Origin of the sequence: Pseudodesulfovibrio portus, assembly GCF_026000375.1 — a bacterium.
GTDB classification, from domain to species: Bacteria; Desulfobacterota; Desulfovibrionia; order Desulfovibrionales; family Desulfovibrionaceae; genus Pseudodesulfovibrio; species Pseudodesulfovibrio portus.
This window is the reverse complement of sequence record NZ_AP026708.1, coordinates 229,568-242,010: the sequence shown is the minus strand read 5'-3', so window position 1 is coordinate 242,010 and position 12,443 is coordinate 229,568. Positions and strand designations below refer to the sequence as shown.

Below are 12,443 nucleotides of genomic sequence, written 5' to 3'. Positions count from 1 at the left end.
CCCCGACCCTGTTTCAGCTACAGTTCGTTGGCTACAATATCTTCATATGTCTCACGTTTCCTGGCGACTATAACCTTGTCGTCGTCAACGATCAACTCGCAGGCCCGCGGCCGCGTATTGTAGTTGGAAGACATGGTGAACCCGTAGGCTCCGGCAGAGTAAAGCACGAGGCGTTCCCCTTGCTTTATGCCGGGCAGCTCGCGATCCCTGGCCAGGAAGTCGCCGGATTCGCAAATGGGACCGACCACGTCATAGACCATCGGCGCACGACCGTGTTCCTCGACCTCGCCGATGCGGTGGTAAGAGCCGTACAGGCTGGGCCGGACCAGATCGTTCATGGCCGCGTCCACAATAAGGAAATTCTTGGTCGGGTTGGACTTGGTGTAAAGCACCTTGGTGACCATGATGCCCGCGTTGCCTGCGATGACCCGTCCCGGTTCCAGGATCACCTTGAGCGGCAGTCCCTTGAGCTTGGCGCTCAAAGCCTGGCCGAACTCGGTGGGGTGGGGCGGCTGTTCTTCGTCGTAGGGAATGCCAAGGCCGCCCCCCAGATCGAGATACTTGATTTTGATGCCGATTCCTTTCAGTTTTTCATAAAAATCGAGGAGCTTATCCAGCGCCTCCAGGAAAGGCTCGATGCTCGTCAGCTGGGAGCCGATGTGGCAGTCCATGCCCACAGGCTCGATATTGTCGAGCTTGGCGGCCATCTCGTAGGCCTTGAAAGAATTCTCGATGTCCAGGCCGAACTTGTTCTTGGCCATGCCGGTGGAAATATAAGGGTGTGTCTGCGGGTCCACATCCGGGTTGATGCGGAAGCTGACCTGCGCCTTGACGCCCTTGAGCCCCGCAACCTCGTCGATCTTGATCAGCTCGGCAACGGACTCCACGTTGAACATCAGAATCCCGGCGCTCAGGGCGTCGCGAATTTCGGATTCGCGCTTGCCCACTCCGGAGTAGACGATTTTTTCCGGAGCCACGCCCGCCTTGAGAGCGCGATAGAGTTCTCCGCCGGATACGATGTCCATGCCCGCGCCTTCTTCGGCCAGCATGCGCAGGACCGACAGGTTCGAGTTGGCCTTGACCGAAAAGCAGGTCAGGTGGTCCAATCCGTCAAAAGCAGAGTCGAAGGCCTTGAAATGCCTGCGAAACGTTGCTGCGGAATAGATGTAGAGCGGGGTGCCGTAATTCTCGGTCAGCTTGGTGACGCTGACCTCTTCGGCGAACAGCACGCCGTCTCTGTATTCGAAATGATGCATGGTTCAATCTCCTCGGGGTAGGTATCGGATCGATATCTACACTGATTCACCTGATATCATCCAATACTTTTCTTGTATCGAATGAAAGGGGCGGGCAATCGGTTACGGAAGGGACTCGTACACGTCGGTGGACTCGAGGGGCATGGCCGGCAGTTCGCTGGTGCCCATTACGCGGAAGCGGTATTCCACCCCCGACTCGAGACCGCACAGGCCCAATTTGAGAATGGAGCCTTGCAGGTTGAACTCTCCGCTCTCGCGGGTGAATTCCTTGACTTCCCTCGGCACGAACGGGCAACCTGAACACCCCTGGCCTTCTTCGCTGCCAACGGATTCGTATTGGATGGCAATACGCCACAAACGGTTCGCGGCCCCGTGCACGGCGATGTCCAGCAGCAGGCACCCGTCCTGCCGAATGCCGTTCAGCAATTCCAGCGAAAAACGGTCTTCACTCTTCTGGGCTGAGGGCCATTCCTTGCGCCCCAGGGCACAGCCAAGCAGCGTCTGGGCGACAAAAAGCAGGGTGGCGACAATGAGAAACTTGCGCATGACTATTCCTTGATCATGTCCTTCCACTGGTTGAGCAGCATCAGCGCCTGGATGGGCGTCATACCGTCCACGTCGAGGTCGGTCAGTTGCGTGATGATCGGGTGTTCGGTCAACTCCCCGCTGATCTCAATGGGCGGAGCGCCGAAACCGGGCAGCAGGGTTTGCGACGCCCGATCCACGGCCCGTTTCGAACCGTTATCCTGCGATTTTTCCTCAAGCTTCGCAAGGATTTCCCGGGCCCGGTCCACCACGGGACGAGGAACACCGGCCAGCTTGGCCACCTCGATGCCGTAGCTTCGGTCAGCCGGGCCGGGCACAAGCCGCCGTAAAAACACGATATCCCCCTTCCACTCCTTGACTGCGATGTTGAGATTCCGCAATCCCTCGATCTTGCCTTCAAGGCTGGTCAGCTCGTGGTAGTGGGTGGCGAACAGGGTGCGAATGCCGCCCCCGGCGCGTGCGGAAAGTTCCTCGACCACGGCCCAGGCCAGGGACAATCCGTCGTACGTGCTGGTGCCGCGCCCGATCTCATCCAGGATGACCAGGCTCCGCTTGGTGGCCTGTCGCAAAATACGGGCGGTCTCGGTCATCTCGACCATGAAGGTGGAATGGCCCTGGGCCAGGTTGTCGGAAGCACCGACGCGGGAAAACACACGGTCGGCCAGGCCGAGGCGGGCGGAGCGGGCCGGGACGAAAGAGCCGATCTGGGCCATGATGGTCAGGATGGCGACTTGACGCAACACGGTGGATTTACCGGCCATGTTCGGGCCGGTGATGAGCAGGATGCGACGTTCCTGATCCATGCGCAGGTCACCCGGAATGTAATTGGACGCGCCCAGAGCGTCTTCGACCACGGGGTGACGGCCCGCTTCGATCTCGATCTCCATGCCTTCATGCATGTCCGGACGGCACCACTCATTGACCCGGGCGGCCTCGGCCAGTCCCTGACAGTAGTCCAGGAGGGCCACGGCGTCCGCCATGTACAGGAATCGGCTGCGAGCCGCGGCGAGCCGTTCGCGCAGTTCCTGGAACAATTTGTATTCCAGTGCCTTGCGTTCCTCGGAAGCGGACAGGATGCGGTCCTCCATCTCCTTGAGGGCGGGGGTGATGTAACGCTCGCTGTTGACCAGTGTCTGACGGCGGATGAAATGATCCGGAACCTGACCCTTGTATGCCTTGGACACCTCGAAGTAATAGCCGAAGACCTTGTTGAACCCGAGCTTGAGCTTGGGGATATGGGTTTCGGCCAACTCTTTCTGGTGCAGCTCCTTGAGCCGGTCCTCGCCGTGCTCGTGCAGTTCGATCAATTCGTCCAGCACGGGGTCGAATCCCTTGCGGAACAAACCGCCGTCCGTGATCACCGGGGGCGGGCTGTCCACCAGGGCCTTGTCGAGCACTTCGGCAAGATCGTCCATCCCATCCCATTTATTGACGATTTTTCCCAAGTCGGGAGCCGACGAAAAATCCTGGCCGTCAAGCCGCGCCTTGAGCAAAGGGAGGGTTTTCAGACTCTGGCGCAGGGCCACGAAATCCTTGGGCGTGGCCCTGCCGAGAAATATGCGGGTGGAGAGGCGTTCCAGATCGTATACCGAATCCAGACTGTGCCGGATATCGACGCGGAGCTGGTCACGCTCATAAAAAAAGGTCACGCAGTCGAGCGTCTTCTCGATGGGCGCAAGGTGCCGCCATGGCTGGCGCAGTCGGGCTTCCAGAAGCCGCCCGCCCATGGGGGTCATGGTCCGGTCCAGAACGCGCCACAGTGTGCCGATGCCGGTTTTGCCGTCAAGTCGACGGAATATCTCGAGATTACGCTCAGTAATCTCGTCGAGCAGCAGATGCTTGCCAAGGTTCAGCGGCTTGAATTCACCCAGATGCCCGAACTCGCCCTTTTGGGTCTGTTCGAGGTAGGTGAGCAGCGCTCCGCAGGCCCGGACCAACTCGCCTTTGCCGGCCAACCCAAGACTGTCGAGGTCTGCAACCGACTGGGATTCCAGCAATCTATTGGTGGCTGAGGAGAGATCGTAGAACGCGCCCGGGGCGACAAAGGTCACCTGGGAGGACAACTCGCTGAACTGCGGCGGAACCTTGGCACCCTGGGGAAGCAGCAATTCGCTGGGATTGATCTTGGCCATCCACTGCCACAACTCGGTTTCCCGCCGAGAATGCAGTCCCGACCACTGGCCGGTGGAAAAATCCACCCAGGCGATGCCGCCTGCGTCCTTGGCCGCGTCGAAAAAGAACGCGCCGAGGTAGTTGTTGGCCTTGCTGTTCAGGTTGGAGTCCTCGACAACAGTACCGGGCGTGAGCACCCGGGTCACGTCGCGCTTGACCAACCCCTTGGCTTCCTTGGGGTCTTCCACCTGATCGCAGATGGCGATCTTGTAGCCCTTGTCCAGAAGCTGGCTCAGGTACGGCTCCACGGAATGGTGGGGCATTCCGCACATGGGGATGGGGTTCTCGTCGTTGGGATTGCGGCTTGTCAGGGCGATCTGCACGGCCCTGGCCACGGTCTCGGCATCTTCAAAGAAGAGCTCGTAAAAGTCGCCCATGCGGAAGAAGAGCAGGCATCCGGGATGCTCCTCCTTGAAATGGAGGTACTGCTCGAGCATGGGAGTCAGTTTTCTTTTGGCCACGATATGTCTAATTGTCTCGGATTACTCGGAAATGTCCGTTCTGAATGCGATGGAATGCCAGCTGCGGCACCGGGGGCAATTGAAAAAAAGCTGGTCGCGCTTGAGGCCGCAGGAACGACAATAGAACCGGCGCACACGACGGGCCCGGTCAATGAAAAACGTGAGTTGTTCCTTGTAGAAGGGCGTCAGCGTCTGGTCGGACCGCGACAGCTCAAAGAGCTCCAGGCGGGCAAGCCAGAAGTCGGACTGCATGACCAGCGCTTTTTCCAGCCAGGCCCTGGCCTCCTCGATATCGTCGATGCGCAGAAGGAATGTGGCCCCGTAGTAGAGCAGGAGAACGTCAGGCTCCTGTTTCTCAATGACCGGAAGCAGGGCCTTGGTCAACGGCTCATCCTTGCACACCCGGCTCCACTCGGTCTCTTCCCCGAAGGCGGACTGCTTGGCCTTTTCGGCCTTGTCCGCCGCATGAAGCAATCCTTCGAACAGGACAAAGCGCAACTCCGGCTGAACGCTCTGCAGGGCGTCTTCGAGAATGTCCGCCACCTTGCCCGCATTGCCTGCCTTGTAAGCCTGGACTATCTGTTCGAGCCAGGCCTCCACAGCGCCGGGATAGGCGCGGATGGCGTGTCTGAGCGCCCGGTTGGCCTGGGAAGTGTTGCCCTCGGCAAAATGGTCCGAGGCGAGGCGGACCAGGTAATGGGCCTGGGGCAGGGGAAGGTCAAGCTGGCCATAGGATTCGGCGGCTTTTTCATAGTCGCCGCGCTCGGCGGCCAACCGTGCCGTTTCATCAAGAATGCAATTCGCGGGGTGCCCGAGGGAACGGGCCTCGTCAAAGGCTTTCTGTGCCCGGTCGAGAAACCCGGCCCGGCGAAAATCGCGGCCCAACTCGAACCAGGCGCGGGCCTTGAATTCGCGATCAAGGCCCGGCCTGACGATAAGGCTGTTTCGGATCTGGATGGCGCGCTCTATTTCGCCCTGGGAGCGATAGAGGCTGCCGAGGGCAAGGTAGATTTCAACCGCCTCAGGGTCGTTCTTGACGACCTTGCTGAGTTCCTCGATGGCCGCACGGGTATCCTGGACCGGCAGGGAAACCCCGCCGCCGGCCTCACGCACCGCCTTCAGATTCCTATTGAAGGAATTTTTTTTGCGATTGAACCACTTCCAAGCCATGCATACTCCTTAGACTTTTTCCTCTTCCTTGACCTCGGAATACGGCTGGGCCTCGTCAATGGGCATATTGCGCAGAGAGTTCAACTCCTGCTCAAGGCTGGCCATACGGGTCCGACACTCGCGGAGCTTGGAGGCGGAGCGGAATTTGTCAACCGCGAAATAGACGATGGTCAACAGACATCCGGCAGTGAACGCGACCAGGACGATGAAGCCGAAGGGCAAGGGGATGGAGTGGAGGGTGGCAACGTAGGGAATGTCGAGCACCAGCTGCAACTCCTGCGTCAGCGTAGCGGAGTTGTTTGTGAAGAAAAAGATCGAAAAAACGAAAAGAAACAAAAGAAACAAGACCTTGATAAAACGCATTGATTTCTCCTTAAACGGTTATTTCATCGAACAACGGCTTGAGCCGGTTGTACGTTGAAGACAGATGTTCGGGGATGACCGTGGTTTCCCCGAAAACGGCCATAAAGGAGGCATCGCCGTTCCAGCGGGGAACAATCTGGAAATGGAGGTGTTGGGCTATCCCCGCCCCGGCAGCCTCTCCAAGATTGAGACCAACGTTTATCCCTTGAGGATTAAAAGCTTTTTCCAGTATCGCAGTGCAATGGCGAAGCCACAGCATACAGTCCTCGGACTCCTCGAGGGACAGGTCAGTGAGGTTTGAAACGTGGCGGTACGGGCAGATCATGAGATGCCCGTTGTTGTAGGGGAACTTGTTCATGATCACGAAACAATGCTTGCCGCGCGCCAGGACGCACCGTTCCTCATCCTCGGTCGTGTCCTCGGGAATGCAGAATACACATTCCTCGGGCTTGGGGCCAAGTATATAATTGAGACGCCAGGGCGCCCAGAGCACTTCCATAGAACAAATCCGTTGTTTTTTGGCCGGGATTACACACACCCCAACACCCTGATTTATCTACACGGCTTGTCCATCAAGGGCAAGCGGGAAACATGGCCGGTCACTCGGAATCTTCCTCGTGTGAACTCAGGTCCTTATGGAGTTTTTGGGCCAGTTTCAACTGCTTTTTGCGCGTCGTGGCACGGCCGTCGATCATGGCGTCCGTGAGCCTGGAGAGGATGCGGGTGTAAATGGGACCGGGCTCGATGCCCATCTCCTCGAGATCATTGCCGTTCACCTCTATGGTCAGGTAACGCAGCCGGGACAGGTACTGTGAAATATTGCGTCGGATGTGCTCCTTGCGGCTGCGCGCCATGAGAAAAAGGATGCCCTCCACCGGGATGGGATGCAGGATGGAGTAGAGGCGGCTCAACTTGGAGCGGCCTTCTCGCCAGCCCATCAATTTCATGAGTGCATCGCCAATCATGTCGCGAAGTTGCAGGAACTCCCGCTCCTCCCGCCTGGTGAAGTGCAGCCGCTGGGTGATCTTTTGTATCTGATCCCGCTTGATGCCCATGGTCATGCCGAGCACGTAGAGCTTCCACGGCGTGATCTCATGTTCGAGGTAAAGGAGCTTGTACCAGTTGTGCACCTTGACCAACTCCGTCAGAACCTGGACACGGTCCCTGCTCAGCTTGAGCAGGGGATGGATTGCCTCCATGATGCCCAGTTCCTCCATGCGCATCAGGCAGGCCAGCGGGTCTTCCTCGTTCATGATCCACTGCAGCTCGTGCATGACCCGCGTGCCGGAAAGTTTGCTGAACAGCTCGAGGTTCAGGGCATTCTTGATCAGCCGCATGGTCTGACCACCGATCTGAAAATCAAAACGCCGCTCAAAGCGGATGGCCCGCAAGATACGGGTCGGGTCTTCCACGAAGCTCAGTGAATGGAGTACGCGAATGGTCCTGTTGCGGATGTCGCGCTCGGCACCGAAGAAATCCACCAACTGGCCGAACCGTCCGGGATTGATGCGCAGGGCCAGGGCATTGACCGTGAAGTCGCGGCGGTAAAGGTCCATTTTAATGGAAGAAAGCTCAACGGTGGGCAGGGCGGCCGGGTATTCGTAATACTCGAGCCGGGCCGTGGCCACATCCACCCGCCGGCCGTCATCCAGAATGACCACTGCGGTCTTGAACTTGGTGTGCGCCTTGACGCGACCGCCGAGTTTCTCCGCGAATTTGCGGGCGAACAGTATGCCGTCTCCCTCCACGACCAGATCGAGATCGAGGTTGGGCCTGCCGAGCAGGATGTCGCGGACAAAGCCCCCCACGGCGTAGACTTCCCAGCCCAGCTCCTGTCCGAGGTCGCCGGCCGCCTTGAGCAGGTCGAGCATGGCCTGCGGCAGCCGGTTTTTGACCTGCGCGGCAATGTTCCGTTCCGTCCGCCGGTCGGGCAGCAGGGAATCCGGAATGCGGGCCGGTTCCTCGATGAGCATGTTCATGAGGTCCGTGCGGGTGATGACGCCGATCAGGTCGCCATCTTCGATGACGGGCAGCATTCGCTGGCGGTTGCTCAGAATGATCTCCATGACCCGGTACAGATCGGTCCTGGCCTCCACGGTTTCGAACTTCCGTGTCATGTATTCGCTCAGGCCCACGCTGCCCAAATGGTGGGAAACCGCTTTGTCAGCGGTCTTGTGGCCCATAATGCCGATGCACTGCTTGCTGCCGGGGCGAACCACGGGCACGTCCTTGAGTCCGTACCGGGTCATGAGTTCGACGGCGTCGGCAATGGTCTTGTCGCCTTCAATGAACACGGCCGGGCGGGACATGAGGTTGTCCACCACGATCTGCGGGTTGATCTGGGAATAGAGCAGGGCGAACAGGTCGTCACGCACCTCGGCCAGGGTCTTGTCCTTGACCGTTGCCGAAGCCGCCGCCCCATGGCCGCCCCCGCCGAGGGAGGCGCATATCTTGCCCACGTTTACGTCCGGATTACGGGACCGGGAAATGACGTGGATGCGATCGGCCATGCGGCCGAGAGCGAAACAGACGTCTATCTTCTCCATGTCCATGAGCTTGTGCACCAGCAGGGCGAAGTCGGGAACAAACTTGTCCGTGGATATCTCGGCGATGATCACGTCGATGCCGTGAATGTCGTATGTCTGCGCATTTTTAAGAAGTTCACCCAGGTAAGTGACCTGTTCGGTGGACAACTCGTGGGACAAAATATCGTTGATGGCCTCGATGTCCATCCCCTGGGACTTGAGCCAACCGGCAGCCGCGAAGTCCTGCGGGGTGATGGAGTTGAAGGCGAACCCGCCGGTGTCTTCATAGATGCCCAGGCCGAGAAGGGTGGCTTCCTCGCCGTTAAGGGATATCCCCTGCTCCATGAGTTCGTGGGTGATGATGGTCACCGTGGACCCCCAGTCCCGGACCACGCTTTTTTCGGCGGGCAGGTCCTCCTCCGTGTCCGGATGGTGGTCATAGGTATGGATTCGCAGACCGGGGTTTCCGAGCACGGGCCGTACATGCGGAATGCGCGACCGCTGCCGGGTGTCCACCACCACGAGCAATTCCACGGATTCGGGGTCTATGTCCTTGAACGCTTTGAAATTAAACAGGTATGTGGTGCTTTCGATAAAAAAATGGCGCAGACTCGTCTCCTGGCTGCCCGGGAAGATGAGCACCGCACCCGGATAGAGCTTGGAGGCGGCGACCATGGCGCCCAAGGCGTCGAAATCCGCGTTGGCATGGGCCGTGATAACAATGGGAGCGGCCAGTTTTTCCGTCTTCTTTTTCATATGATGTCAGCCTATTGCTGGTGTCAAAAGGATGATCTCGGGTGAAACTGACGGTGCATGTTCCGCAACCGCTCGGATTCCACGTGGGTGTATATTTCAGTCGCGCTGATATCGGCATGCCCCAACAATATCTGGACGGTCCGCAAGTCCGCGCCGCCCTCAAGAAGGTGAGTGGCAAAGGAATGCCGAAACGTGTGCGGCGAAATCGATCTCTTAATGCCCGCCATCATGGCGAATTTTTTGATCAGTTTCCATACGCCCTGACGGGTCAGCCCCTTGCCGGATCGGTTGAGGAACATGAAGTCCTGCACGGGCTTGAAACCGGGGCGGGTGAATTCAAGATATCTGTTCAGGTAGTCCTGGGCCGTGTAGTGGATGGGCACCAGACGCTCCTTGGCTCCCTTGCCGAAGACCCGGAGGACGCCGGTCTGGGGATCGAAATCCAGGACCTTCATGTCGATCAGTTCTGAAACGCGCAGCCCTGCGGCATAGAGCAACTCCAGCATGACCTTGTCGCGCATGCCGAGTTTGGTCGAGGTGTCGGGCAGGGCGAGCACACGGCCGATCTCCTCGCGGGTCAGAAATTCCGGAAGTTTTTTCGGCAGCTTGGGATTCTCCAGCAAATGCCCCGGGTCCTCCTTGTACCACTTTTCGTCCAGGGCATAGGCAAAGAAACCGCGAAGGGAGGAGAGGTGGCGCGCAAGGGATCGGCTCTTCAATCCCCTGGCACGCAGGTAGGTGAGGTAGAGAAAAAGCGTCTGGTCGGTCAGGTCCTTGAGAGAAAAGGACTTGTCCCTGAGAAAGCCGAGCAGGGAGGCCAGGTCGGCGGCGTACCCGGCCAGGCTGTTTTCCGACAGTCCCTTTTCTATAAGAAGGTGCTCGAGATAGCGGTCCACCCAGGGGTGATTGGGATTATCCTTTGATTTCACTGCTTTTTTCTGCTCCATGATCACGACGGGATCACACTTTGATATAAGAAAAGTATTGGATGATATCATCAATAAAAGGGTAGTCAACGCCCGGGATCGCATCCCGTACCATCTAGCTACCAAGGGTAGGGTCAAAGAGCAACGGTTCGCGTTGACAGTTGCACAGGCCCCCATTATGTAAGTTTTTCCAAAGTGAATTCAAGGAGACACCAACCATGTCCGATTTCAAGTTAGCTGATCGCCTTTCCACCCTGCCGCCCTATCTGTTTGCGGCAATCGACAAGGCCAAGGCCGAAGTGGCCGCCAGCGGCATGGACATCATCAGCCTGGGCATCGGCGATCCCGATCTGCCGACCCCGGACTTCATCATCGAGGCCCTGTGCGAAGGGGCCAAGAAGCCGAAAAACCACCAGTATCCTTCCTATGTCGGCATGCCCGCCTATCGACAGGCCGTGGCCGACTGGTACAAGCAGCGCTTCAATGTCGATCTGAATGCCGACACGGAAGTCGTCAGCCTCATCGGCTCCAAGGAAGGCATCGCACATTTCCCGCTGGCGTTCGTCAATCCCGGCGACACGGTCCTGGTGGCCACGCCCAACTATCCTGTCTACGGCGTCGCCACCGAATTCGCGGGCGGCACCGTGGAATACCTGCCGCTGCTCGAGGAAAACGACTTCCTGGTCGATCTCGACGCGGTGAGCAACGATACCTGGGCCAAGGCCAAGATGATCTTCGTCTGCTACCCGAACAACCCGACAGCAGCCACGGCCACCAAGGAATTCTATGACCGCCTTATCGAAAAGGCCAAAGAATTCGACGTGATCGTCATTTCCGACGCAGCCTACACTGAAATCTACTATGATCCGTCCAACAAGCCCATTTCCATCATGGAATGCGAGGGCGCCAAGGACGTGGCCATCGAGTTCCATTCCCTGTCCAAGACCTACAACATGACCGGCTGGCGCGTGGGCATGGCCGTGGGCAACGCGAGCCTCATCACCGGCCTGGGCAAGATCAAGGAAAACGTGGACTCCGGCATTTTCCAGGCCGTCCAGGAAGCGGGCATAGCCGCATTGAAAAACGGCGAGCCCCATGCCGAAAAGTTCCGCGCCATCTACAAGGAACGCCGCGACGTCATGTGCGCCGCACTGCAACAGGCAGGGATCAGGCACCGTGTGCCGGACGCATCCTTCTACATCTGGTGCAACACCCCCGAAGGCTACAAGTCGTCGGAATTCGTGACCAACGTCCTGAAACAGACAGGCGTCGTGCTCACCCCCGGCAACGGCTTCGGGACTCCGGGAGAAGGGTACTTCCGCATCTCCCTCACCGTGAATAACGATCTGCTCCAGGAGGCGGTATCCAGAATTTCGAAACTGTGATCTGCTACGTGAGCCTCGGCTCCAACGTGGGAGACACCGAAGACAATATCCACGAGGCACTGGTCCTGCTGGAGGACTACGGCGACGAGATCAAGCTCAGGGGCGTGTCCGAGTATTACGAGACAGAACCCCAGGGCGAGATCAAGGATCAGCCGTGGTTCACCAACCAGGTGATCAAACTGGAAATCGACGCGGAAATCTGGTCGGCGCCGGGCTTCCTGTCCACCTGCACGGCCATTGAAGCCAAGATGGGCCGAACCCGGGCCGTCCCCGGCGGCCCCAGGCCGCTGGACATGGACATCATTGCCTGGGGCGATGTCGAGATGGACATGGATTTCCTGACCCTGCCGCACCCGCGAGCCAAGGAAAGGGCGTTTGTGTTGATCCCCCTCAGGGAACTGGCACCCGATTTCGTCTTTCCCGACGGCACGACCATTGACGAGGCGCTCGACGCCATCGACTATCGGGTTGAAGGCAACAAGATCTGGCAGGATTCCTAACCGCAACCGGAGCGAGGCTTATCATGTTGTTGAAGTTCATCATCATCGGCGTGGCGATTTTCATCGTCTACAAGCTCTTCATGGGCGACAAGAAGAAAAAAAGCATGCAGAGCGAGAAGGTCGTCAAACAGAAAGTCGCTGCCGGTGAAATGGTCAAGGACCCCATCTGCGGCACCTACGTCGAGCGGGACGGTTCCATCCGCGTCCGGGAAGGGGAGAAGGTCCGCGTATTCTGCTCATACGAATGCCGGGACAAATACCTCAAGCAAATTGGTGCCACGACCATCGAAAAAGCCGACGATTAGACTTCATCTCCATACGATTCCACTTGAAAGGCCCTGCAATGGGTCTTTCTTTTTGCCCAGAACCCATCCAGATCGGTT

At 58.3% G+C, this 12,443-nt stretch carries 11 protein-coding genes; 3 read left to right on the top strand and 8 right to left on the bottom strand.

The window, feature by feature from the left end; genetic code table 11:
* Positions 1–17 precede the first annotated feature (17 nt).
* The 8 genes from lysA to xerD all read right to left on the bottom strand — a co-directional run bounded on the left by lysA (position 18) and on the right by xerD (position 10,178).
* The gene (gene lysA, locus OO730_RS01215; RefSeq protein WP_264982756.1) at positions 18–1,256 is read right to left on the bottom strand and encodes a diaminopimelate decarboxylase; all 1,239 of its coding nucleotides are present in this window, start codon (positions 1,254–1,256) and stop codon (positions 18–20) included.
* A 102-nt stretch (positions 1,257–1,358) separates the two neighbouring features.
* Positions 1,359–1,802: a hypothetical protein gene (locus OO730_RS01210; protein ID WP_264982755.1), complete on the bottom strand. Its 444-nt coding sequence runs from the start codon at positions 1,800–1,802 to the stop codon at positions 1,359–1,361.
* Positions 1,803–1,804: 2 nt separating this feature from the next.
* Positions 1,805–4,411 (bottom strand): DNA mismatch repair protein MutS, encoded by a 2,607-nt coding sequence (mutS, locus tag OO730_RS01205; protein ID WP_264984110.1) that lies wholly within the window; start codon positions 4,409–4,411, stop codon positions 1,805–1,807.
* A gap of 45 nt (positions 4,412–4,456) precedes the next feature.
* Positions 4,457–5,605 carry a tetratricopeptide repeat protein gene (locus tag OO730_RS01200; protein WP_264982754.1) on the bottom strand — a complete coding sequence of 383 codons (1,149 nt, stop codon included), beginning with the start codon at positions 5,603–5,605 and terminating at the stop codon, positions 4,457–4,459.
* Between the two features lie 9 nt (positions 5,606–5,614).
* The gene (locus OO730_RS01195) at positions 5,615–5,968 is read right to left on the bottom strand and encodes a LapA family protein (RefSeq protein ID WP_264982753.1); all 354 of its coding nucleotides are present in this window, start codon (positions 5,966–5,968) and stop codon (positions 5,615–5,617) included.
* 10 nt (positions 5,969–5,978) lie between these two features.
* A complete protein-coding gene (locus OO730_RS01190; protein ID WP_264982752.1) occupies positions 5,979–6,467 on the bottom strand; it encodes an HIT family protein in 489 nt (162 codons plus the stop codon).
* Between the two features lie 100 nt (positions 6,468–6,567).
* The gene (locus tag OO730_RS01185; protein WP_264982751.1) at positions 6,568–9,249 is read right to left on the bottom strand and encodes a CBS domain-containing protein; all 2,682 of its coding nucleotides are present in this window, start codon (positions 9,247–9,249) and stop codon (positions 6,568–6,570) included.
* Between the two features lie 23 nt (positions 9,250–9,272).
* Positions 9,273–10,178 (bottom strand): site-specific tyrosine recombinase XerD, encoded by a 906-nt coding sequence (xerD, locus tag OO730_RS01180; protein ID WP_264982750.1) that lies wholly within the window; start codon positions 10,176–10,178, stop codon positions 9,273–9,275.
* A 215-nt stretch (positions 10,179–10,393) separates the two neighbouring features.
* On the opposite strand from xerD, the gene OO730_RS01175 reads away from it, so the two are divergent.
* Genes OO730_RS01175 through OO730_RS01165 form a run of 3 tightly spaced genes read left to right on the top strand, consistent with a single transcriptional unit; the run spans position 10,394 to position 12,365 of the window.
* Positions 10,394–11,560, top strand: coding sequence for an LL-diaminopimelate aminotransferase (locus tag OO730_RS01175; protein ID WP_264982749.1), 1,167 nt, complete (start codon positions 10,394–10,396; stop codon positions 11,558–11,560).
* Positions 11,557–12,060, top strand: coding sequence for a 2-amino-4-hydroxy-6-hydroxymethyldihydropteridine diphosphokinase (folK, locus tag OO730_RS01170; RefSeq protein WP_264982748.1), 504 nt, complete (start codon positions 11,557–11,559; stop codon positions 12,058–12,060). The genes OO730_RS01175 and folK overlap by 4 nt, the downstream gene beginning before the upstream one ends.
* A 26-nt stretch (positions 12,061–12,086) precedes the next feature.
* Entirely contained in the window at positions 12,087–12,365 is a 279-nt protein-coding gene (locus OO730_RS01165; RefSeq protein ID WP_264984109.1) for a transcriptional regulator, read from the top strand.
* Positions 12,366–12,443: the final 78 nt, after the last annotated feature.